At 65.2% G+C, this 23,387-nt stretch carries 19 protein-coding genes; 4 read left to right on the plus strand and 15 right to left on the minus strand.

Features of this window, described 5'->3' with window-relative positions; translation table 11 throughout:
* The first annotated feature begins 124 nt into the window (after positions 1-124).
* Positions 125-526 carry a hypothetical protein gene (locus AB5Y51_RS06050; RefSeq protein WP_041211001.1) on the plus strand — a complete coding sequence of 134 codons (402 nt, stop codon included), beginning with the start codon at positions 125-127 and terminating at the stop codon, positions 524-526.
* 15 nt (positions 527-541) lie between these two features.
* Here the strand turns inward: AB5Y51_RS06050 and dmeF are convergent, their stop codons facing one another.
* Positions 542-1,483: a CDF family Co(II)/Ni(II) efflux transporter DmeF gene (dmeF, locus tag AB5Y51_RS06055; RefSeq protein ID WP_041214513.1), complete on the minus strand. Its 942-nt coding sequence runs from the start codon at positions 1,481-1,483 to the stop codon at positions 542-544.
* Positions 1,484-1,554: 71 nt separating this feature from the next.
* Here dmeF and AB5Y51_RS06060 point away from each other — a divergent pair, with 71 nt between their 5' ends.
* Positions 1,555-1,830, plus strand: a complete 276-nt coding sequence (locus AB5Y51_RS06060; RefSeq protein WP_041214512.1) for a metal/formaldehyde-sensitive transcriptional repressor — start codon at positions 1,555-1,557, stop codon at positions 1,828-1,830.
* Between the two features lie 28 nt (positions 1,831-1,858).
* On the opposite strand, the gene bcsC is transcribed toward AB5Y51_RS06060, so the two are convergent.
* Genes bcsC through bcsG form a run of 7 tightly spaced genes read right to left on the minus strand, consistent with a single transcriptional unit; the run spans position 1,859 to position 13,727 of the window.
* Positions 1,859-5,299 (minus strand): cellulose synthase complex outer membrane protein BcsC, encoded by a 3,441-nt coding sequence (bcsC, locus tag AB5Y51_RS06065; protein ID WP_368178158.1) that lies wholly within the window; start codon positions 5,297-5,299, stop codon positions 1,859-1,861.
* Positions 5,284-6,393 (minus strand): cellulose synthase complex periplasmic endoglucanase BcsZ, encoded by a 1,110-nt coding sequence (bcsZ, locus tag AB5Y51_RS06070; RefSeq protein ID WP_223925101.1) that lies wholly within the window; start codon positions 6,391-6,393, stop codon positions 5,284-5,286. Before bcsZ ends, bcsC begins: the two co-directional genes overlap by 16 nt.
* Before the next feature lie 3 nt (positions 6,394-6,396).
* Positions 6,397-8,619 carry a cellulose biosynthesis cyclic di-GMP-binding regulatory protein BcsB gene (gene bcsB, locus AB5Y51_RS06075; RefSeq protein ID WP_042880032.1) on the minus strand — a complete coding sequence of 741 codons (2,223 nt, stop codon included), beginning with the start codon at positions 8,617-8,619 and terminating at the stop codon, positions 6,397-6,399.
* Positions 8,619-11,186, minus strand: a complete 2,568-nt coding sequence (gene bcsA, locus AB5Y51_RS06080; protein ID WP_368178159.1) for a UDP-forming cellulose synthase catalytic subunit — start codon at positions 11,184-11,186, stop codon at positions 8,619-8,621. Before bcsA ends, bcsB begins: the two co-directional genes overlap by 1 nt.
* Positions 11,183-11,845: a cellulose biosynthesis protein BcsQ gene (gene bcsQ, locus AB5Y51_RS06085; RefSeq protein WP_039039465.1), complete on the minus strand. Its 663-nt coding sequence runs from the start codon at positions 11,843-11,845 to the stop codon at positions 11,183-11,185. The genes bcsA and bcsQ overlap by 4 nt, the downstream gene beginning before the upstream one ends.
* Positions 11,842-12,066: a cellulose biosynthesis protein BcsR gene (bcsR, locus tag AB5Y51_RS06090; RefSeq protein ID WP_010672842.1), complete on the minus strand. Its 225-nt coding sequence runs from the start codon at positions 12,064-12,066 to the stop codon at positions 11,842-11,844. The genes bcsQ and bcsR overlap by 4 nt, the downstream gene beginning before the upstream one ends.
* 14 nt (positions 12,067-12,080) lie before the next feature.
* Complete coding sequence (gene bcsG, locus AB5Y51_RS06095) at positions 12,081-13,727, minus strand: cellulose biosynthesis protein BcsG (RefSeq protein WP_368178160.1); 1,647 nt, start codon at positions 13,725-13,727, stop codon at positions 12,081-12,083.
* A 393-nt stretch (positions 13,728-14,120) separates the two neighbouring features.
* Here bcsG and AB5Y51_RS06100 point away from each other — a divergent pair, with 393 nt between their 5' ends.
* Together AB5Y51_RS06100 and AB5Y51_RS06105 are read left to right on the plus strand one after the other, a co-directional pair.
* A complete protein-coding gene (locus tag AB5Y51_RS06100; protein WP_102949194.1) occupies positions 14,121-15,317 on the plus strand; it encodes an amino acid aminotransferase in 1,197 nt (398 codons plus the stop codon).
* Positions 15,318-15,375: 58 nt separating this feature from the next.
* Positions 15,376-16,308, plus strand: a complete 933-nt coding sequence (locus AB5Y51_RS06105; protein WP_042880335.1) for a LysR family transcriptional regulator — start codon at positions 15,376-15,378, stop codon at positions 16,306-16,308.
* Positions 16,309-16,324: 16 nt separating this feature from the next.
* Here the strand turns inward: AB5Y51_RS06105 and AB5Y51_RS06110 are convergent, their stop codons facing one another.
* From AB5Y51_RS06110 to AB5Y51_RS06140, 7 genes are all read right to left on the minus strand, one after another.
* Positions 16,325-16,648: a DUF1820 family protein gene (locus AB5Y51_RS06110; protein WP_010672837.1), complete on the minus strand. Its 324-nt coding sequence runs from the start codon at positions 16,646-16,648 to the stop codon at positions 16,325-16,327.
* 117 nt (positions 16,649-16,765) lie between these two features.
* Positions 16,766-17,647, minus strand: coding sequence for a YjjW family glycine radical enzyme activase (locus AB5Y51_RS06115; RefSeq protein WP_368178161.1), 882 nt, complete (start codon positions 17,645-17,647; stop codon positions 16,766-16,768).
* 10 nt (positions 17,648-17,657) lie between these two features.
* Positions 17,658-19,184, minus strand: a complete 1,527-nt coding sequence (locus AB5Y51_RS06120; protein ID WP_368178162.1) for a YjjI family glycine radical enzyme — start codon at positions 19,182-19,184, stop codon at positions 17,658-17,660.
* 122 nt (positions 19,185-19,306) lie between these two features.
* A complete protein-coding gene (locus tag AB5Y51_RS06125; protein WP_010672834.1) occupies positions 19,307-19,642 on the minus strand; it encodes an AzlD domain-containing protein in 336 nt (111 codons plus the stop codon).
* 2 nt (positions 19,643-19,644) lie between these two features.
* Positions 19,645-20,358 (minus strand): AzlC family ABC transporter permease, encoded by a 714-nt coding sequence (locus AB5Y51_RS06130; protein ID WP_048206875.1) that lies wholly within the window; start codon positions 20,356-20,358, stop codon positions 19,645-19,647.
* 121 nt (positions 20,359-20,479) lie between these two features.
* Positions 20,480-20,956, minus strand: coding sequence for a murein L,D-transpeptidase family protein (locus AB5Y51_RS06135; protein WP_029313677.1), 477 nt, complete (start codon positions 20,954-20,956; stop codon positions 20,480-20,482).
* Between the two features lie 402 nt (positions 20,957-21,358).
* Positions 21,359-23,209 (minus strand): M3 family metallopeptidase, encoded by a 1,851-nt coding sequence (locus AB5Y51_RS06140; protein WP_368178163.1) that lies wholly within the window; start codon positions 23,207-23,209, stop codon positions 21,359-21,361.
* Between the last annotated feature and the right edge of the window lie 178 nt (positions 23,210-23,387).

The raw sequence follows: 23,387 nt of genomic DNA on the forward strand, positions 1-23,387 counted from the left end.
CGTTTTCATAACGAAAATTCGATCGCGCTCACAGACCTGGCACCGCTTTCGGCCCATACCAGCGGGAAGAGGGGAGCGAGTGACGAAATCAATGTCCAATCAAATGGATAGAGGGGGCTGGGTGATGAAACGGATTGAGGAGCAGGCCAGGCGGCTGGACCAGGAGTATCAGGGCATTGCCCAGTTGTTCGATCAGTTCTGCCAGCAGGCCGGCGTGCTCGCCGAACGCTATCACTTCTTCAACTGGCCGGATTATGAAGAGAGCCCGCCCCTCGCCCGCGCCTTCACCCTGCTGGGGGAACCACGGGAGCTGCGGCTGCGCTGTCAACCCGGCGAGGGGGGTTCCCTAAACGGCCTCCTCCAGGTGTGTGGCGAGGAAGGCAAGGTTCACGCCAGCCTGGGCTTTCATGCCGACGGGCACCTGCTGCTGGAGCCGGGCCGCCTGCTCGACGACCCGCCGGGACTGCTGCTGAGGCTGATGCTGGGCTCCCTCTGGCAGGATCAGGGGAGCGAGCCTCCCCGCTGACCCCCGCCAGGGGCGTCAGTCGGCAGACACTTCGATGGTCAGGTGCACCAGCTCCTCGTGGATGGCGAGGCGCTCGCGGATCGCCTGTGCCGGGACCGGGGTCGCCATCTGCAACGACATCGCGGCGGCATACTGCGTCTGCCCCACCCGCCAGACGTGCAGATCGCGGATCTCGGCGCCAGGCAGCTCGGCGATCACCTCGCGGATCTCGTCCACCAGGGGCGCATCCATCTCCGCATCCAGCAAGACGCGCCCGGTATCACGCAGCAGCCCCCTGGCCCACACCGCCACCAGCACGGCCCCGGCGATGCCCATCAGGGGATCCAGCCAGTCCGCCCCCCACAACATGCCTCCCACCAGCGCCACAATCGCCAGCACCGAGGTGGCCGCGTCCGCCAGCACGTGGAGGTAGGCGGCGCGCAGGTTGAGATCCTGATGGCCGTGGTGGTGATCGTGCGAGTGGTCGTGATGACCGTGATGGTGGTCGTGACCATGGTGATGGCCGTGATCGTCCCTGAGCAGCCAGGCACAGGCCAGATTCACCAGCAGGCCCAGCAGGGCAATGCCGATCGCCTGCTGATAATGGATGGGGCTGGGGTCCAGCAACCTGGCCACCGACTCGAACAGCATCAACCCCGCCACCCCCACCAGCAGCAGGGCGCTGCTGAAGCCCCCCAGCACCTCTATCTTCCAGGTACCGAAGCTGAACCTGTGATCCCGCGCGAAGTGGCGGGCTGCGCGATAGGCCAGCACCGAGAGGCCGAGGGCAAGGGCATGGGAGCTCATGTGCCAGCCGTCGGCCAGCAGCGCCATGGAGTTGTAGAACCAGCCGCCACCGATCTCCGCCACCATCATGACGACGGTGAGCAGCACGGCCCAGCGGGTCTTCTGTTCGGCCAGGGGATTCCCTTCGTGGACGACGGGGTGGTGGCAGTGGGATGAGGCGAGGGATGGCATGGATTTCTCCTGAAAACGAGGATGCTATATACTATACCCCAGTATAGTTTTATTGATCGAGAGGATCCTGGATGTCACACACGGTTCACGACAAGAAGAAGCTGCTGGCACGGGTCAGGCGCATCAAGGGGCAGACCGGTGCCCTGGAGAGCGCTCTGGAACAGGAAACAGACTGCGCCGCCATCCTGCAGCAGATCGCCGCCATCCGCGGCGCCGTCAACGGCCTGATGCTGGAGGTACTGGAGGGGCACATGCGCGAGCATCTTGGCGCCGAGGAGGCGACCCATGCCGAGCGGCTGGAGGATCTGGATCAGGTGGTGAGGGTACTGCGTTCCTATCTGAAATAAGGGCGCCCGGTGATGACGGGCGCCCCTGTCAGTCGAAGTCCGCGTAGGGAGTGAGAGGCCTTGGCGGCATATCGAGATCCCCTTGCCAGGGCTTGAAGGTGTAGCGCAGGAACAGGGTGACATGGCTGGGGGCATAGTCATCCGCCTGCTGGATGTCCACCCGGCCACCGATGCGCCAGTGCTCCGTCAGCCTGTGTTCCACCACGCCATTCAGGGTGTAGCCGAATCCACTGCTACTGCCCCCTTTCACAGGCGCATTCCTGTCTGGCAAACCGCTTGGCAACAAGCCTTCCAGCGGGTAGCGGCGACTGTCGTCGGTACGGGCGTAGGACCAGGATCCCGATCCCCCCAGCTCCCACGACCAGTCCGGGGTTCGCTGCCGGTAGCTCACCGGCACCGAGAGCGAGAAGTACCCCTGCGGGCTGTAATACCCCCCCTGCCCCAGGGTATAGCCCCCCAGATCCTGCTGGTAGTGCCACAGCATGGTGCTGATCCCCACGCTGGCACGGCGATGGGTCTCGTTGACGAACTTGTAATAGCCCCCTCCCATGAGCCGGGTGCGCCAGTTGTCGGGCACGTTCTTGCCGGTCAGCAGGTGCTGCTGGGCGCTGCCCCAGAACCCGACGGCCCCTCCCAGATCCCGGCTGAGATCGAGGCGGACACCGTTCGCCCGCACCCCGCCCCAACTGATGCCCGTGCCCGGATCCACCGTTCCCCCATAGGAGAGCAGCGAGCTGCTGACGGGCCGACGCGAGAGGGTCATCCCCCACCCCAGCGTGTGCCAGTCACCGGTCAAGGTGGCGCCACCAACCCAGTCCACCACCTCGAAACCGAGGGGCGTGGTCCCCAGATCGAACGCCCAGGCCCCCCACTGCCAGCCTGCCGCCAGGGTGGTCCCCCGGCTCTGCCGGTGCGCGTCCCCGCGGCAGTCCCTGGCCGCACAGGTACCGAACTGCGCCCGGTAAGGGGAGTCCGGCAGATCTCCGGCATCCATGTCGACCAGTTCAAGGCGGCCGAAGGCGGTACCACCGGCCAGCGGCGTATCCAGTTGCGCCATCTGGGTCAGCGCCCGCAAATCCGAGTAGCCCCCGGTACCGCTGGAGCCCCAGTAATCGCTGTCGAGGAAGAAGGTGGTCTGGCTCTGCCGGTAATGCCTGTCGAGATCGCTGCGCAGGCCGGATGCCAGCCATCCCTCCCCATCCTGACTGCGGGCCAGCCGGGTCAGCTCGCCCCCCTCCAGATCCTCGCGGGGGGCCAGACCTGCGGCCACCAGCCCCTTGCGATCCCGCACCAGAGCCCCTTCCACATCATGCTCGGCAAAACGCTGGCGGGCGGCATCGCGCCAGAACAGTGCCGCCTGCTGGGAGGCCGGTTGCAGCGCCACCAGGGGGTCGTAGTCGGTGAAGATGGCGCGGGCTGTCTCGCCCTCTCCCAGCGCCTGATAGAGATTGGCTACCCGGCGGTAGTAGTTGGCCCCCTCCGGGGGCAGCGGGCTGACCGGCCAGGCGGGCAGCCAGTGACGGGCCTTTGCCAGATCGCCCCTGGCCTGGGCCAGTTCGGCCATGCCAAGCCTGGCCTCGGGCTGTTGCGGCGTGCGGGCAAGCACCTCCTGATAGCGCTGCTCCGCCAGTGCATAGGCCCCCCGATCCGTGGCCCACTCCGCCAGCATCAGGCTCGCCTCTTCATCCGGCTGCAACGGCTGAAGCAGGCGTTCGGCCCCCTCATCATCCCCGGCCTCGTGACGCGCCCTCGCCCTGGCGAGCACCTCGTCACGGGCGAGGCGCTGATCCAGCGCATCCATGTCCTGTGTCCAGACGGACCTAGGGATGGCGGCCAGCACCCCTCTCGCCTCCACCGTCTTGTCCTGCCCGGAGAGATAGAGGGCGGTGGCGTAGCGCAGGGTGGCATCCTGCGGGTGCGCCGCCAGACGTTCCCGCAAGAGCCGCTCCCCGCTGCCAGCCTCCCCGAGGCGGGCCCGGGTATCGGCCACTCGATAGGCCAGCCACACCTCTTCCGGGGTCAGCGCGAGTGCCTGCTCGCGAAGGCGCAGCGCCGCCGCCACCTTGCCGGCCCGATCAAGCTGATCGGCCTCCTCCTCCAACAGCCCGGCCTTGAGCCGCCGCCCTTCGGCCTGCATCCCGGGGGTGCCCTGCTGCTCCAGCAGGGCCAGGGCACGCGCCGGATCCTGCTCCTTGTAGAGATCGAACAGGCGGGCCAGGGCCCGCTCCCGCGCGCTCCCCATGGCGAGCGCCTTGCGGTAGGCAGACTCCGCGTCGGCATCGCGATGGCGGCCACGCTCGCTGTCTCCAAGCCCCAGCCAGGCTTCGGGCTCACGCCCATCCTGGGCGATGGCACGGCGATACAGGGTCGCCGCCTCATCCCACTGCTCCCGTTCCAGGGCGCTGCGCCCCTGGCTCACCAGCAGCCAGTAGCGGTTGGTGGCCAGCAGGCTGCGCCATTTGTCCTTGTCGGTCACCTCGGGGTGTGCCAGCACCCGTTCAAACTGGGCGATGGCCAGCGCTCGCTGATCGTTGCGGGAGTAGGCCTGCCCCAGGGCCCCCATGAGTTCGGGATCCCCCGGGTTGGCAGCCAGGGCACGCTGCAAGCGGGAGATGGAGACACCACCTCCCGCCGTGCTTGCGAGCGCCGACTGGCGGGCACGATAGGCGGGCGAGGCCCACTTCTCCTCCTGGGTAGCGAGCAGCTGTTCCGCCTTGGTGGTATCCCCTTCGCCAAAGAGCACCATGTACTCCTGCAAGGCAGCGATGCTCCCGGGCCCGATGGGCAGGGATTCGATGTCCGCGAGCCAGATCTCGGCGGCCTCGTCCCGCTGATAGGGATCTCGCGCCATCTCGCGCAACAGGTTCTGCGCCCCCTGGCGCCGACCCTCCGCCAGATAGAGGCGAGCCAGCCCACCACGCACTCTGGGCTCACCCGGATATTGCCGGTTGAGTGCCTCCAGGGCCGCCAGCCCCTTTGCCTTCATGGCCGGGATCCGTGTCTGCAACAGGGCATAATCCACCGCCACGTCGAGATTGGGGGGCAAATCACCGGAGAACAGGGAGCGATAGAGACGCTCGGCCTCCTCCAGCCTGCCGGCGCTGGTCAGCAGCCTGGCTTGTTGCAGTTGCTGGCGCCTGGCCGGTTCGTTCAGGGCCAGGTTGGCCATGCCCTGACGATAGAGCGCAGAGTCGGGGTCTTGCTTGCCAAGGCGGGCCAGCAGTGCCCCGGCCTCCTTGACCTTGCCCTGGCGCAGGGCCTGACGGGCCTGGGCTGCCAGCAGCTCCGGATGATCAGGCTCCACCAGGGAGAGGGAATAGAGGCTGTTGCTGACGAGATCTTCCCGCCCACGGGCCTCGCCAATCCTGACCTGCTCCAGCAGCCAGGCCACCGGCTGTACCGTCCCTTGCGCCAGGGCTCCGCTCATCAGGCAGGCGAGCAGGCACCCCAGGGTCACTCTGCCTGACATGACTCGCTCCAATCCGGCTGCAGGGTACCGTCGGCGGCAAAGCGATAACGCCCCTGATCCCAGCCTGCGCCGAACAGGGTCAGCACGCTGCCGTAGTAGGCATCCGCATCCAGCCCGTGATCGGAGACCTGCTTGCGCAAGGTGACCTGCGCCGGCAAGCCCCGTGACAGGGGCAGGAGGGCGGCGGCAAAGCCGCTCGGCCCCTTGCCCTGAACCTGACCACTTTGGCTGGAGACCCGCTCGGGCAGATGACCCGATTCGGTCAGCTGCGCCAGCATGGGGGCAAAGTGGGCCACCAGGGAAGCCCTGGCGGGATCCTCTTCGCTCAACATGCCGAGCCAGAGATAGACGCGGATGGCGTCATAGCCACCGGTGTCGCCCTTGTCCGCCGTCACCTGCCATCCCTTGTCGGCCTGCCAGTCCACCCAGTCCGGGGCAAAGCCACGGGGCGCACTCTCCTGCAACAATTTGGGCAAGAGGGCCCGCATCTCCCCCCAGGGCCCCTTGAAGGAGGCGAATCTGGCCAGCAGTTGTGGAGGCAGATAGCTGGGGTTGAGGGTCCAGCGTCCCTCCCCCTCATAGCCTTTCGCCCCGGGCAGCAACACGGGGCCGAGACCCGGCAGCGTGGCGACCTCCTCCCGGGCGATACGGCGCAGCAACAGGGTGCCGAGGGCAGAGTAGCTGTGGTTCTCCCACAGGCGACCCGCCTCCAGCAGGCTGTAGGCTATCCAGAGATCCGAATCGGACGCGCTGTTCGCATCCAGCACACCCCAACTGCCGTCCTGCTGCCTGCCCCAGAGCCATGATGGCAGGAAGCCGGTCAGATCCCCGCGGGCGAGCTGCCGCTCCGTCCAGTCGAGCAGGCGGGCAAAGGTCTCCCTGTCATCGTTGACCAGGGCGAAGAAGAGGGCATAGCTCTGGCCTTCCGAGGTGGTGATGCGGCGCCCGTCGGCAGGGTCGATGACCCTGCCCTCTTCGCTGATGTAGTGCTGGCGAAAGTGATCCCACTCCGGCCAGTGACAGACGGCCTGCGCCGGGAGGGAACAAAGGGCCCAGAGGAGCAGGGCACCACAGACATTTTTCATCTGAGTCATCTCTTAATCTTCCTTCAGACGGCGGCGACTGGCACTGGCAAGCAGCACCCGCAGGCCCCAGCCCAGTACCAGCATGCAGAGCAGGGTCAGCCCGGCAAGACGCACCGGATAACGGGCAAACAGTTGCCAGAGACGCTCCCACCACGGCAGGTAGCCCACCTCGTAGCGATCCCCCACCACCAGGCTCTTCACCCCGGATTCCCGGATGATGGCCACCGAGCCTGCCACCTGATCGCGCAGGGTCCGGGTCTGCAGGGCATCATTGAGCAATGTGACCCCCGCCGGTCCATCCGCCAGCAAGGCCACCAGGCTGCGCTGATCATGGGTCGGCGATTGCAGCCCCAGGATGACGGCGATGGCCCGGTTGCCCGTCATGCCCACCCGGGCCTGGGGCTGGCGATCGGCCATGGTGTGCAGCAGATCCCCCTTGTGCTGGCGGGTTGGCTCGTTGACCCAGCTGCGCGTGGATTGCAGCAGGGCGTCGGGAGCCAGATCCCCTCGAAACTCCTCCGGCAGGGTGCCGATGAGCAGGGTATCCCGATCCGCGGTGCGCGCTCGCTCCCAGTCGTCCAGAACCTGCAGGGAGAGCGCCGGATACCCGGTCTCGGCCCCGATGGCACCGACGGCATCGAGCAAGGTGGTGATCTGCCCGGGATGGGGTCTGGCCGGCATGACAATCTGGGTGTCGGCGAGATCCGCCATCCTGCTGAACGGGAAGCCGGCATAGGCGAACGCCTTGAGGTCGGGCATCTCGATGAAGTGGCGATAGCCGGTGAAGTCGATGGTGGAGCCCTCGTCGATGCGCACCTGATGGGCAGGCGGCATCACCAGGTCGCAACGGCCATCCTCCGTTCCTCCCATGTATTGCTGGGCATACTCGAACGAGAAGCTCAGGCTGTTGGCCTGGGTGGTCTTGAGCCCGGGCATGCGCAGCGCCATGGTGTCGCCGTCGTCGGCAAACCAGAGCGGCAGGGTCAGCAACCGCTCACTCTTGACCTCGCCGGGCTCGAGCGTGAACGACTTCATGAGCTGGCCGTTGACCCCCACATCCAGCCGGGAACCGTCGCGCAGGGTGGGCGAGGTATGGTGATACTTCAGCTCCGTCCTGATGCCGTTCTCCCCCAGCAGATAGAGATCCGGCGGCAGGCGCAGCGTCAGGCTCATGGGCCACAGCGTGCGTCCCGTTGCCTGCAACTGGCCCGGGTACTCCGTGAGCTCATCAAAGCGCATCTTGCGATCCAGTCGCACCCAGTTCGGGGCATCGTAGGGTTGACGCGGCAAGAGCGGCTTCACCTCGTCCACCATGACGCTCTGGCCACGCAGCATGACATCGCCTCGCGCCAGCCCCTGCACCGCCGTCAGCAGATCCTGCTGATCCCGCCCCAGGATCAGCAGCAGCTTCACATAGGGGTTGTCGGGGGAGCTGATCATGTCGATGGTGGGCCCCTTCACCTCGGGATAGTCCACCAGGAAATCGGGGCGCGCGTCATTGGTGGCAAAGATCACGGCGTTGCGATCCGGCAACTGGTTGATGAGCACCGGGAAATGCTGACCTCGCCACTGGGCCTTGGTGCCGAACCAGGAGGCCAGCACCGCCGCCGCCTGCTGCTGCTCCGGGGGCACTGAGCCCGTGAACACCATGGGCAGAGTCAGCTTGCCATTGTCCCGCACATCGAGGAACGGCATGGGGAAGAAGGAGAGCTCGTTGCGCACCGGCAGGGTCTGCAACTGCAGGGTCAGCTTGCTGTCCCGGTTGACGTTGAGCCAGAGGGTATCGCTCGCCGGGTTCTCGCACACTTTCTGATAGTGGCCAACGAAGCTCACCTTGAGGCGGTTGAAATCCTTGGCATAGCGGGGATCCAGCTCGATGCTGGCATGGGTCATCGTCCCCATCTGATCCTGGTTGAGAGCCGTCACCCCCATCAGCTCGTCATTGAGATAGACCTTGACCTGGGAGATGAGCGGCAGCAGGGAGGGCGATGGCGTGAAGTTCAGGTCCAGGGTGGCCCGGGTCACCACCTCGTCCCGCCGCACGGTGAAGTCGGCCAGTCCGTCTGGCGCATTGCCGCGCAGGGAGAGGGTGCCTGGCGATGACGCCATCTGTTCGAAGCTCATCCCCTGGGTGCGCACCGGAGCGGGAACGGGCGGCAGGGGGCCGACGGCCTCGGCGGCGGTCGCACCCTGCGCCATCAGCAGGAGAGGAATAAGGTAGCGTTGTGGTTTCATCATCCTTTCACTGTCTGTGAGGTCGGAGTCCCGGCCCGGAAATCTGGGGAGACGCGACGGGGAACGAAGGAGAGGAGCCAGCGAGCCAGCTTCTCGAGGAGGATACAAACAAAGCCGATGGGTGAGGTACGGGCCAGACGCCAGTAAGCCCCCCAGCCGAGCAGGGTAATGTCGATCAGGCTGTGGAGGGGGCGATCCTTGCCCAGACGCTGCTGCCACAGGGACCAGGTATCGGCCCGGGCGAAGGTGCACTGGATGAACTCGACATGCTGTGCCTGCGCCATGGGCTCCAGCTCCAGTCCCAGCTTGCAGCCGAACACCCGCTGCACCTTGGCGGCGAACGCCTGCTCCCGCTGGTCATGGCGCAGCAGCAACCAGACCCTCTCCTTGTCGGCCAGGGGCAGGGGCGCCTCGAGCAGCACCCCGACCCCCCCGTTGGAGTAATCCCTGACAGTACAGGGGTAGAGGTGACCGTTCGCCAGCCTGATGGCCGCCGGCATCACCATCTCCACCCTGGGATTGGCACGGACCTGCCGCGACTCGAAGGCCACCGCCAGGGCGCCGCCCAGTATGGTCATGTTGTAGAGGGTCCAGATCATGCTGAGGATCAGGGTCGGCACCTCGTCGGCAGGGCCGGTGCCGATGCGCCAGAGGCCGAACCCCAGCCCGCACAGATTGAGCAGGATCAGCAGCAGATAGGGGCGGGAGACCGACAGATCGAGGAACACCTCCTCCGTCATGCCCCCCTTGGCGGTCACGTTGAACGTCCCCTTGTGGGGTGCAAAGAGCGCCACCGTGGTCGGCCTGGCGATGTACCAGGCCAGCACCGTCTCATAGACCTCGCCCCAGAAGGAGTGGCGGACCTTGCCCTGCAACCGGGAGTTGGTCAGGGCGCTGTGGAAGATGTGCGGCAACATGTAGAGGGCGATGGCCGCCGCCGGGGCATAGATGATGTAGGCGTGCAGGATAAGGAAGGCGAGCGGCGCCGTCAGGAAGATGAGCCTCGGTATGCCCGAGAGGAAGTGCAGCATGGCATTGAAGTAGCAAAGCCGCTGCCCCAGCTTGAGCCCCTTGCCGAAGAGGGGGTTGTCCAGACGCAGGATCTGCACCATGCCGCGCGCCCACCGGATGCGCTGACCGATGTGGGCAGAGAGGCTTTCGGTGGCCAGCCCCGCCGCCAGCGGGATCCGGATATAGGCCGAGGTGTAGCCGAGGCGGTGCAGCCGCAGGGAGGTGTGGGCATCCTCGGTGACCGTCTCCACCGCGATGCCGCCGATCTCGTCAAGGGCAGTGCGCTTGATGACGGCACAAGAGCCGCAGAAGAAGCTGGCATCCCACATGTCGTTGCCATCCTGCACCAGGCCGTAGAAGAGAGCCCCCTCGTTCGGCATCTTGCGAAACCGTTGCAGGTTGTGCTCGAACGGATCGGCGGAGAAGAAGTGGTGGGGGGTCTGGACCACGCCCAGACGGGGGTCCCGGTAGAACCAGCCCACCGTCATCTGCAGGAAGGAGCGGGTCGGCAGGTGGTCACAGTCGAAGATGGCGACCAGATCCCCGGTGGCCATCTTGAGGGCGTGATTGATGTTGCCCGCCTTGGCGTGCTCATGGGTCGACCGGGCCACATAGCGGATCCCGGCCTCCTCGGCGAAGTCGCGAAACGCCGCCCGTCCCCCGTCGTCAAGCAGCCAGATGGTCAGCTTGTCGGCGGGCCAGTCGAGCCCCATAGCGGCGTAGACTGTCCCCTTCACGATGGCGAGATCCTCGTTGTAGGTGGGGATCATCAGATCCACGCTGGGCCACTGGGCCGGATCCGCCGGCAGTTGTGCCGGGGGGCGGTGCAGGGGCCATGCGGTCTGCCAGTAGCCGAGCAGCAGCACCAGCCAGGCATAGGTCTCGGCGGCCAGCAGCAGCAGGCCGCAGGTCAGGCTGACGGGGTCGAACCAGTCGAGGGTCGAGGTGTAGCGCCACCAGATGTAGCGGCAGGAGATGGTGAGGGAGAGCACCATCATCATCAGCATGGGATAACGGCCCGGCACGGCCCGCAGGATGAAGGCCATGGCCGCCAGCAGGAGGACGAACACCAGCTGCGCCTGCAGGGTGAACGGCTGGGTGACGCAGAGCAGGGAGAGGCTCCCGGCCACCACACAGAGCAGCACGCTCTTCCAGCGTGCCTCGCGGGGCGTGGCCCTGGCGGCGGCCAGCCCTTTCTCCTCCTGGCGGGCCAGGAAGGCACCGAGAGTCTGAGTACCCATATGCCAGAGCCGCTGCCAGGAGGCAGGCCAGCGCAGAGGGATGGGCTGTGGGCGACGCACTATCATCCAGAGGCTCTGCAACAGAACGCGCAGGGGATCCCCCACCCGGGGGTGCGTCAGCTGGGGATAGAGCCCCCGGGCATGGCCCAGCACCCATTGCCAGCCATGACGCTCGAGGGGGAAGATAACCCAGGCCAGCAGCCAGCCCAGGGTCAATGCGGCCGCCCCCGGGCGGGAAGCCCCCCGCTCGCGCAGTGCGCGATAGCGCTGCGAGCACCAGAGGTCCGCAGCCGGCGTCAGCAGCCGCACTCTCATCGGGGCGCCTCCCCCTCTGCCAGACACCAGGTCGCCAGGGCGGCCAGCTCGTGGGCAACCAGACTGGTGGGCGCATAGCGGCCGACCGGCAGCTTGGCGGCCATGGCCTCCGCCATGGCTTCGTCCCTGTGCAGATGAAGATTGAGCAGAGGGAGCCCCCCTGCCAGCCAGAGATCCAGCAACCCCTGCTGCAGGGCCCGCTGGCTGGAGAACTGGGTCACCAGCAGACGCTCATCGGCCGCCCAGGGGTGGCGGTGAAGCCGCACATGGCAGTTGGCATCCGCATTGACCACCAGCAAGCGCCTGCAGGGGATGACGGGGGCCATGCCCAGGGGCAGATCCAGCAGCACCAGATCATAACCATCGATCCCTGCCAGCCACTCGGCTGACGCCCCCTGCCCCCCGCCATGGGAGAGCAGATCCAGTCCCTCCTCCCGGCGGTGAAGCGCTCCTCGCCACTCCCGCGCCGGCTGGGTCAGCCGGCTCCAGCCTCCTGGATCGTCATGGGGCAGGCCAAGGTGGATGCCAAGCTGGTTGTCCGGGCAGAGATCCACCGCCAACACCCTTGCCCCCTGCTCATGGGCTGCCTGGGCCAGTCCGGCCACGATGGCGGTGGTCCCCACACCTCCCCGGATCCCCTGCAGGGCGATCACCTTCATGCAGACCTCCCCTCGCCAGTCCCCTCGGGCCCTTTCACTGCCACCTCCGCCAGCAGGGGGAAGCGTGCGCACAAGGCGGCGAGCCGCTCCCTGGCGGCAATATCCTGGTAGGAGAGGCTGACACCAAAGGCCTGCTGGACCATGGCCACGTCATTGATCACCGTGCCCTCCACCGGGACACCGAAGGGGGTCTGCATGTCTGATTGCCGTTCGCTGCGCATCGTCACCTCCGGTCTCATTGGGGATAGGGGACCCAGTCCCCCTGCCCCAGCTTGATGTGGTACTTGCCCTGATATTCGATCACCACCGAGCCCTGGTTCTCGGACACCGACGGGGTCTGCGGCAGGTCGCCCAGCAGGGCATCCCAATCGATGGTCTCGCTCCCGAACACATCCTTCCCCACCAGCCTGGAGACCAGTTCTGATACCGCCAGGAAACTGCTGGGGGTGTCCACGTTGCGGGTCGCCTCGTGGGGCGCCTTGGTACCGAGCAGGGCAACCCCCACCGGCACCTGGGTGATGCTCGGGCTGGGAATGTCCCGCAGCCCGGCCATCTGCATCTTGTCGCCGGTGAGAGCGGCGCCGTGCTCAGGCACCATCACCACGGCCACCTTGCGGCCGGATTGCTCCAGCGTCGTCATGAAGTCGTCCAGCTGATCCAGCAGGGTCTTGAGCCTCGCCTTGTAGGGCGCTATCTGGCGGCTCGCCACATAGCGGTTGCCATCGTGCAGGGCGATGAGGTTGAAGAAGGTGACGTTGCGTGCCGCCTGACTCTGTGTCCGCTCGTTCAGCCAGCGGCCGAACAGGGCATCCCCGCGATAGATGGGCTCGCCATCGAAGGAGGCGAGATCATGGGCCAGCCCCTTCTTGTCCATGGGGGTCACATCCAGCCCGGCATACTGCTGCAGGCCGGTCAGGTAGTTGCCAAAATCCCCCGAGTGATCCATGGCCACCTGTTTGGCAAAGCCGAGCTGGGCCAGGTTCTCAAACAGCAGGCATTGCTTCGGCGCCGTCACATAAAGCCCCTGGTGGCTGGTCTGCCCGCAACTGGCCCGCAGCAGGCGAATGGAGCTCGGGCCGCTGTAGGAGGTGGCGGAGTTGAAGCGGTTGAAGCGAATGTCGAAGTGGGACCAGACCGGGTGCCCGGTCAGGCCGCTCGCCTCCACGTCACGCCAGGCCAGGGAGCAGACATTGATGATGAGCACATCGAAGGGGGTCGCCTGGGCTGGCAGGCTCTCCGGGAAGCGCACCAGCCTCTCCTGCTCCTCCCGATAGAAGTCATCGAGATAGGCGTTGAGGTTCTCGTTGGTCGGCGGGGCACTCTGGTCAAGCTGCTCCTCCATGGGCAGCACTGAGGGGCGGGTCTCCTCCCGGGGCGTGTTCAGGGCGTGCTCGCTCGCCCCCTTGCTGCTCGCGAAGGGATTGCTCACCTGGGGAGAGACCCAGAGCCAGAGCAGCGCCAGCAGGATCCAGGGGGTGAAGCGCAACCACTGGGCGATGAACAGATAGAGCGTCAGCAGCACGAACCCCGCGCCGACCATCTCCCAATTGATGAAACGCCCGAGCAGCTCAGCCCAGTAATCCAGGGTGAAGGAGAAGACCTGGCTGCCCTGGGCACGAATGCTCTCTATCCCCGGCAACCAGGTATCGTGATAGAAGATCCCCGCCCCCACCGGCAACGCCAGCCAGTGCCGCGCACGGCGCCACCCGACCCTTGGCAGGGGAAAGATCAGGAAGGCGGCAAACACCAGGTTGATCAGGGGGTGGAAGTTGAGATATCCCCCCCAGAGCAGGGCGAACTTGGCAAGAAAATAGACATTCCAGCCACCCAGGCCGTGCCAGTCCAGCCAGGGGGAATCGGCATCAGAAACATGTCGGGTCATCGGCGATGAGTCACCTGTTATCGTGGGCCCCCCGAAGGGGCCGGGCACACTGCAATGGTTGTCAAAAGAATAGCCTGACTATTATGCAACTATTTCTTTTGTCTCAGGCGGCGCCGAACCTGGCTCCCCCGGATGGGTGGGAGGGGAATGAGAGGGGCCGTATGCATCCATATATTATCCAAACGATGCCGATAAGGCAGCCTTCTCTGACAAAATGGGGGGAACGTGCAGACGGGATGCAGGATCCTGGCAAGGGCCCCGCGTTCACCACTGCGACAGACTTTGTCAGCCCTGTCGCCATCTCGAACAACTTGAGGCTACCTCTGGATTGCGCCATCATATCGGCCCGGCTGATGGCCGGCCGAATTGGACAGTCAACTTCAAGGACCCCCCATGTTTGAACACGTCGATGCCTATGCTGGCGACCCCATACTGACGCTAGTCGAAACCTTCCACAAAGATACCCGCGAGCAGAAGGTGAACCTGGGGATTGGCCTCTATTACGACGAGCAGGGCCGCATTCCGCTACTGCCGTCGGTGCAGCAGGCCGAAGCGCAGCGCGCCGCCGCCCCGGCCCCGCGCCCCTACCAGCCGATGGAAGGCGCCGCCAACTACCGCACCGCGGTGCAGCACCTGCTGTTTGGCGCCGAGCACGAAGCGGTCAAGGCGGGTCGCATCGCCACCATCCAGACCATCGGTGGCTCCGGCGCCCTGAAGATCGGTGCCGATCTGCTCAAGCGCTACTTCCCGACCTCCGAGGTGTGGGTCAGCAATCCCACCTGGGACAACCACAAGGCGATGTTCGAGGGGGCCGGCATCAAGGTGCACGACTACCCCTATTACGATGCGGCCACCGGCGGCGTGCAGTTCGACGCCATGATCGACTGCCTGAGCAGCCTGCCTGCGAAAAGCATCGTGCTGCTGCACCCCTGCTGCCACAACCCGACCGGGGTGGATCTCTCCCGTGCCCAGTGGGACCAGGTGATCGCCCTGGTGGTCGAGAAGAACCTGATCCCCTTCATGGACATCGCCTATCAGGGCTTCGGTGACGGGCTGGAAGAGGATGCCTATGCCATCCGCGCCATGGTGGCCGCCGGTGTCAGCTTCTTCGTCAGCAACTCCTTCTCCAAGAACCTCTCCTTCTACGGCGAGCGCTGCGGCGGCCTGTCGGTCATCTGCCAGGATGCCGAAGAGGCGAGCCGGGTGCTGGGCCAGATGAAGGCCACCGTGCGCCGCAACTACTCCAGCCCCCCCACTCACGGTGGCCAGATCACCGCGGCGGTAATGAGCCAGCCCGAACTGCATGCCATGTGGGTCGGTGAGGTGACCGAGATGCGCACCCGCATCAAGGCCATGCGCCAGAAGCTGTTCGAGGTGCTGAGTGCCAAGGTGCCGGGCCGTGACTTCAGCTACTTCATCAACCAGCGCGGCATGTTCAGCTACACCGGCTTCACGCCGGAGCAGGTGGACCGCCTTCGGGAAGAGTTCGCCGTCTATCTGGTGCGCTCCGGCCGCATGTGCGTGGCGGGCCTCAACAGCCGCAACGTCGACTACGTGGCCGACGCCATGGCCGCTGTGCTCAAGGGCTAAGCCCGCAAGCCCCGCTCAGGCGGGGCTTTTCGTTTGTCCCCTTGCCCGTGGAACCGTGATGGATCTCATTGCCCTCTCCCGCCTCGGCGGTCGCCACCTGGTGACCCTGCATCTGCTGCTCGACACCCGCAGTGTCACCCGCAGCGCCGAGCGCCTCTGCACCACCCCCTCCACCGTCAGCAAGACCCTCAACCAGTTGCGCGAACTGCTGGGGGATCAACTGCTCTACCGCCAGGGCAACCAGTTGCTGCTGACCCCGTTTGCCGAACGCCTCGGCCCGACGCTGCGCCGCCTGCTGGGGGAGCTCAACGGCCTCACCAGCCAGGAAGGATTTGCCCCTGCCAACTGGCAGGGGGAGCTGAACCTGGCGATGCGGGAGAGCAGCATGATCTGGCCCATGGGAGCCGTACTGGGTCAGTTGATGCAGGAGGTGCCGGGGCTGATGCCCGTCGTGCGTAACAAGGACGAGCAGGGACTGGCTGCTCTGGCGGCGGGCAAACTCGACTTCGTGATCCTGCCCCACGATCAGAGCCAGCCCGGGGTCAATCAGCCCGGCCTCGTCTGGGAAACCTTGCGGGAGGATGAGCTGGTCTGCCTGATGCGCGCGGATCATCCGGCGTTGACGCGCCCCTGGGATCTCGATGCCTACCTGAGCTGGCGCCACATCGCCATTCGCGATCAGGAGCTGGCCGATCCCTTCTTCGAGCAGAGTCTGGCCCAGCGCCAGGTACGGCGCAGACTGGGGGCCACCCTGCCGGATTTTGGCAGCGCCGCCGCCCTGCTGCGCCAGAGCGATCTCATTCTCACGGCCGTGAAGGGCTGGGCTACCCGGGCTTGTACCCAGGGGCTGGTGAGCCGCCCTGTCCCCTTCGATTACGGCGCCGTGACCCACAGCCTGGTGTGGTATGGCCCCCTGGGGGAAGATCCCGCCCTGCGCTGGTTCCGTCAGCGCATCCTGCAACTGGCCCGGGAGCTGGACGCCCCAAAATGATGCCTGGCCGCAGGAATCAGGGCTTCTTGGTATAGATGGGGCCTGGGAAAGAGGTGACGTTGTTACCCAGCTCGGTGATGCGGGCGGCCCCCTGCTTGCGCACCTGATCGACCCGCAGCACGTGGTGCATGGGAATAAGGGTGCGGGTGACGTCGGCAAATTCGCTCTTCAGCTTCTCGTGGCTGGGGTCGACGATGAGCGCCGTGTGGTTGTCCCACACGAAGTGGGCGATCTCGATGAAGCCGAACAGCTGGCCCTGATTCACCTCTCTTACATAGACTTCGTAACGCTCGCTGTGACAAATGAACTGCACTCGATAAAGGGCGTTGGATTCACTCATGGGTATCTGTTGGTGATGGACGGTTTGCCCATTCTAGCCGTCCCCTCGGACAGCCCCTATAGACAGAGTTCACAGTTGCGTCATATCGGGTCACAGCCTCCCGACGTGCCGCAGAGCTCAGATCGCAGGCAGCATCACCGACCCAAACCCCTTGGCCTTCAATGCGTTGGCAAGCACTGTCAGATCAGCCGACCCGGCTTCTGGCCATGACAGCGCCTCCCCTCGCACCCCGTGGTGGCGAAAGCCGTTGAGGCGGATGGGCACGGGCCCCAGCGACAGCAAAAAGGTCGTCAACGCCTCCTCCAGCGCGCCAGTGGCATCGAGAAAATCGCTCCGCCCCGGCACCATCAGCAGCCGCACCTCCGCCAGCTTGCCCGCCTGCGCCAGCAGTTGCAGCGATACCAGCACCCGCTCGCGGCCCCGCCCGGTCAGGGCCAGATGCACGGGCTCGTGCCACCCCTTGAGGTCTATCATGGCGCCGTCCAGCACCGGCAACAGCCGCTGCCAACCCGTTTCACCCAGGGATCCGTTGCTGTCGAGCAGGCAGGTGAGACGGGCCAGATCCGGCGCAGCCTTGATGGCCGTGAACAGGGCGATCACGAAGGGCAACTGGGTGGTCGCCTCCCCGCCCGAGACGGTAATGCCGCTCAGCAGCGGGCCATAGCGACGCAGCAGGGCCAGCACTTCTGCCACCGACATCTGGCGCGTCTTGGGGTTGGCACTGCGCGGGCAGGCCTCCAGACAGGCGTCGCAATCGGTGCAGAGCGCCTCCTGCCAATGAACCTTGCCCTCGCTCATGGTGAGGGCGCCACTCGGGCAGACCGCAAGGCAGTCGCCGCAATCGTCGCACAGCCCGATAGTGTGGGGATTGTGACAACCGGGGCAGCGGAAGTTGCACCCTTGCAGAAACAAGACCAGCCGGTTGCCCGGCCCGTCTACGCAGGAAAAAGGCAGCACCCTGCTCACCAGGGCGCTGCGCGTCAGCAGAGCTTCATCCATCGGACTCGGCTCAGTACTGGCTGATGGTCGACTCATTGGCCACCACTCGCGGTGCCCGCTGGCGAATAGCGGTCACGTCACTCGCCTCGGCACCAAGACAGGTGGTCTGCAACCGCGAGCCCTCCTCTGCGAAGCGGGCCACGTCGCTCTTGCGGATCATGTAGCCGGTCACCCGAACCAGATCGCTGTCGGCCACGTTGGCGGTGAACTCGCGCATGCCGATGGCGAGCGCCCCCTTGCAGAGCTGCAGCAGCGCCTGCGGATTCTGGCGGATGGTGGGCTCCAGAGTCAGGATCTCGCTGATCCCCGAGTGGTAGTAGCCGTGGTGCGGCGCCAGCGCCAGCACATGGCTGGCTGGATCCGGCTCCTGCCCGTAGGGAATGCGTACCCCCGGGGTCACCGCCACATCGATGCTGAGGCCGCCCTGTGAGTGCAGCAGAGCGTGCCCACCCCAGGCATGGGCCTGCGGCGTCGCAGTAACATATTCCGAAAGCTGGGCCGAGATGCGATAGCCAAGCTGGTTCGCCTCTTCGTCGTGACCGTAGCGGCCCGGCAGATTCTCTTTATCCATCAGGATGTTGACCGCTTCCGCCATGCCGTAGATGCCGAACATGGGGACGAAGCGCTCCTCATCCAGCAGCCCCTCCTTGATCAGGAAGCTATCGAAGAAACCGGACTCCTCGTGCAGGAAGGCGGCGCGCACCGCGATCAGCTGGGACGTGAGGCGGCAGTAGTGGGGCAGCAGACAACCGAGGAAGTCATCGATCCCCTGTGCCTGCTCGGCGACCCGCTTGAGGGAGATGCGCACCAGGGTGTTGGCACCACCGGCCTGCGGCAGGGAGTTGTAGCAGCTGACGATGCCAAAACCACGCTGGTCGAAGGTATCGCGATGGATCGGGTAGTTGGCGATGTGCGGCTTGCTGCACTCGGCGATATTCTTCACCGCCAGCAGCAGCAGATCGTCGGGAGTCTGCTCCGGATCGTGGAAGAAGGTGAGGTTGGGGGCCACCTGCTTGAGCTCGTTGTCGATGCGCAGGATCAGGCGGCAGATCCGGTTGTCGTCGGGACCAATGTTGACGTGCATAAAGGCGTCCGGCAGCACCCGGTCCAGATAGATCCAGAACCCTTTCAGCTTGCGGTAGAGAGTCTCGTCATCCAGCTCGCCGACAAAGGGAAGCAGCAGCTGATCGAGCCGTCCCAACCAGACCGGCATGCCGGTGACGGAAGGAACGTGGTGATAGAGGATGCGCAGGGCATCGAGCGCTTCATCGAAATCCCGCGGCGCTGCCAGCTCCAGCCAGGCTGAGCCCTGGGTCAGGAACTTCTCGTAGTCCGGCAGCACATAGCGCGGCTTGTAGGGGGCGTGCCCCTCGAACATGTCGCACAGCATCCCTTGTGCCATGGCATCCTGCACGGCGGCAGGCAACTCGGGGTAAGGCAACGCGTTTTCGACGGCGAGCGCCAGGGCCCGATTCTTCTGGGCCGGTGAGAGCAGAGGGTCGCGCACGATGCGCTGGCAGGTTTCGGTGAAGGACATGGTTCACTCCGTGGCGGGTGGAGCCAAAATCCTCACACTTGAGAGGCCTTTTTTGAAGTGACATTCCCAACAAGGCGGATATCCCATCAAGACATCCGCCATGCCGGATCACGGCACGCCCTTCACCAGGGCCAGAACAGGGCCACGCCCCCCAGCCAGCGCAGCAGGAAGAAGCCCCCCATGCCGACGACCACCACCACCAGGGTAGGCAGGCGCAGCAGGGTCAGCACCGTCACCAGCAGGGTGGCGGCCAGGTAGTCCGGATCCCAGTCCAGCCCGTGGCCGGGCTCATAGCTGAAGACGATGGGCAGCCAGATGGCGGTCAGCACCGACTGGGCCGAGAAGCTGAGGAAAGCCCCCATCTCGGCCCCCGGTTGATAGCGGGTCAACCGCGAGAAGAAGGCAAAACGGTTGAAGAAAGTGATCAGGGCCAGCAGCCCTATCATCAGCCAGCCCATGATCACCTCCTCATCCGGTGCAGCACATAGCCCACCACCATGCCGGCCAGGGCCGAGACGATGATGTGGATCTCCGCCAGCAGCGGCTTGGTGACGAGCGCCGTCCCGCCGCTCACCAGGGTGGCCGCCACCATGGGCAGGTTCTTCATGGCGGGGAGCGTCATGGCGATAAAGGTGGCGGCGATGGCAAAATCCAGCCCCATCTTGTCCAGCCCGTCAATGTACTGGCCGGCGGCGATGCCGAGCAGGGTCGCCAGGTTCCAGAACAGATAGAAGACAAAGCCCGCGATGAGCGCATAGGCGGGATTGAAGGCGCCGCTGCGCTCCCTGTCTTTCAGCGCCACCGCAAACATCTCGTCGGTCAGGAAGAAGGCGAGACTGGCCCGCCAGCGCAGGGAGAGCGGCAGCACGTCGCGCCGGAAGGTGAAGCCATAGAGCAGATGCTGGGAGGTGATCACCATGGTGGAGCCCATGATGGGCAGCAGCGGCGTCCCCGCCCCAAACAAGGTGGTGGCCGAGAGCTGGGCCGCCCCCGCATAGACCAGCAGCGACATCAGCTGTGCCTGGAGCGGGCTCATACCCGCCTGAAGCGCCAGGGCGCCACACAGTATTCCCCAAGGGATGACGGAAATGGAGAGCGGGAGCATATCCAGGGTGGCACGCCACCAGAGCGCCCCCGTGCGCTCGGGCGCAGGGAGGCGGGTTTCCAACATCATGGGATCATCCTTGTCACAGCCAATGCGAACCGGAAAAACTAGCACGGCGCAGGAGGCTGTGTCACGTCATGGTCTGCGACAAATGCAACGCCCGCATGAGAGCGGGCGTTGGCAGGCGGGATCAGGGCTCGATGATGATGGGAGTGCCGGGCTCGATGGCGTTCCAGATCTCGTCCATCTCGTGGTTCAGCACCGCAATGCAGCCATTGGTCCAGTTGGACGGCTGCACCCTGCGATCCCCCAGGCTGTTGCGCTGGCCGTGGATCATGATCATGCCGCCCGGGTTCACACCCAGCTCGTTGGCGCGCTTGATGTCGTCCAGATTCGGGTAGTTGATGTGAATAGCCTTGTAGAAACCGGAGTTGCTCTTCTTGTAGTCCAGGGTATAGCGACCTTCCGGGGTACGCTGATCCCCCTCACGCTGCTTGTGTCCTTTGGGAGCCGGGCCCAGGGCAATCCAGTAGCGCTTCACTTCCTTGCCATCCTTCATCAGGGTCAGGCTGTAACTCGACTTCTTCACCACCACCATATCGGCGGACAGAGTGGCAAAACTCAACGCGGGCCACAGCCCCAGCAAACACAGCAATACGGCTCTCACTATCCATCCCTCTGCGAGCCTTCTGGGCTCTCTTGTTAGCAAATCATCTGAATGTCGCCACTCTCTGGTGGCGAGCGAGCGCCATGATATGGGATCGCCGTGAATACTCAATATATCGGGAGAAACATATCTGTGGCCAGCAGGGGGAAATGGCCGTCAACCCGCCATGCAGAGGCCCTGCCAAGGGCTGGGCGTCGTCTCTTGCCTGCAACCGGGCACCTCAGCGCAGGTCGTCAAGGCCAGGAAGATGGCGCAGGGAGAAAAACCAGCGGGCAGCGCCGCCGCCAGTGACACTTGAGCCTGTCCACCCGCCAATCCCCGGCTGGCACCATGGGGTCAGGCCATCTCAACGCACAAGAAAAGAGCCCCTGATGGGGCTCTTTTGACTGTGCAACACCGGGCTCAGGCCTGGGTCACTGGTTCGGCGGTCTCAAGGCGCCGGATCCAGGCCTCGAAGTCTGCCAGCATGCGCGCCTCGGACTCGCTGTTGTCGGCGATAAGCTCGGCCCCGTGCACCACCCGGATATGGGCGTCGAGGGGCGTCCCCTCCCCTGCCGGTGGGCGCTGCCGCGCCGCCGCCATGCACGTCTGTGCCTGTTGCCACGCCTCGGCGGCACTCCGGTTGCACGCCTCTGCCAGCGGCACCGCACTGAAACCCTCGCCGGTGAGGCTCTGCAGCGTCTCGTCATGGGTCATGCCGTTGCCCGGTCCCCAGTAGTGGGCGGCCAGATCCGGTCCGATGCGCGGGTTGTCGGTGAGGTAGCCGTCGCGTTTCAGGAAGTAGGCGCGGGTCTGCTCCACCGCCATCAGCGCCAGCAGATAGCCGTGATAGGCGCAGGCCGACTCCTGGTTCAGAAGGTGCGGGATGGCCAGCAGCGGGCGCGGGCTCTCCACCCCCAGGATCTTGCGCTCCCACTTGCGGGCCAGGGCCAGCACGGCGTCGGGAGTGCGCTCGCTCTCTGCCATAGCGTAGAGATCCCGCTCGAAGTAGGCCACCAGCGCAATCTGGCGCTCGTTGAAGGCGCGAAATGGCTGGCGCGCTTCAATCATGGCCTGGATAAGCGCATCGGGGATGGGTTCTCCCGCCGCGTTTCTGGCGTAGCGCTTGAGCCAGTCCGCGTCGTCCAGCAGGCTGTCGCAGAACATGGACTGGGTCTCGGCATAGGCCATGGAGGTGGGCGGAAACTCCTGGGAGAAGCAGGGGGCGTTGCCGGTGACGTTGGCAAAGTGCGCCGCGTGGCCTCCCTCGTGGAACAGGGTGTTGAGCCCGCTCCAGCCGCTGCCCACCTGGGCCGGATTGGCCAGGCTGGTGAAATTGACCACCGCCGGCACCCACTCCCCTTCCTGCCAGAAGCTCGGCACCGGGCCGTGACAGAAGCCGTTCTCGTATTTTCCCTCCCGGGTCAGCAGATCCAGGGTGAGGGTGGCACCGCGGTACTGGATGCCGAGCCGGCGGAAGCTCTCGACCCAATCCTTCAGCGCCCGGGAGAAAGGCACGTAAGGGTCGAGCTGGCGGGTCACGTCACCACTCACGCTGTAGCGCAGGTTGTGGGGCAGCAGGGCTGCTTCCCCCTTGGCCGCTTTCAGCTCCGCCAGACTCTGGTGCAAGCGGGCATCGGTACGGGCGATGAAGTCGTCGAGAATGGCAAACAGCTGCTCCGGGCTCATCTGCTCGTTCTTGTGCACCTTGTAATCGAAGTAGTCGCGATAGCCCATGGCACGGGCGAAGCGGTTGCGCAGCGCGACGATGGCCAGATAGCCGTTGTCGACCACCCACTGCTCCAGGGTGTGGAACATGGCGAGCGCGCTCTGGCGCACCGGCTCGTCGCGACTTGCGGCCAGCGCTGTGCTGGCGGCGGGCAGACTGCCGGGCACCTGGCGGCCCTGCTCGTCCAGCAAGGTCAGCTTCAACCCCTTGCGACGGGCGAAGAGATCCGCCTCGGCGGCCACCAGCTCGTCCATCAGGGCGGAGGCACCGGGATCTTCGATGACGTTGCACTCGAAGAAGGCGATCCAGCCCCCCAGGCCGCGCCTGAGATCCGCCTCTTCGGCCTGGGCATGCATCTCCCGCAGCACGGGCAGGCGGGCAGGATCGGCACAGAACCCCTTGTAGGCCTGTTCGGCCGCGGTGAAGCCTGCCTGATCGTCGCTGGTGCCCATGTAGGTGGACCAGAACAGGTCCTCCTTGCGTCTGTGCACCTGCAGGTAATCGGCATTGAGCTGGTTGAGATAATTCCTGGCAATGGAACTCATAACTTCCCTCTTGTTATGGGGCAACCACGGGGGCGCCCACTCCTTTTTGGTGAAATGCCAACCCATTCACACTTCTTGCAAATGGAGTAGACAAATTGTGCGCCGGGATGCGCGCCATCACGCTATCAAAAGCGAGGGTTTCTGTCTGCTGGCTATACTGGTTGTCAAACGGCTCAAT

The sequence above is a fragment of the Aeromonas sp. R7-1 genome (assembly GCF_040908115.1).
Classification (GTDB): Bacteria; Pseudomonadota; Gammaproteobacteria; order Enterobacterales; family Aeromonadaceae; genus Aeromonas; species Aeromonas caviae.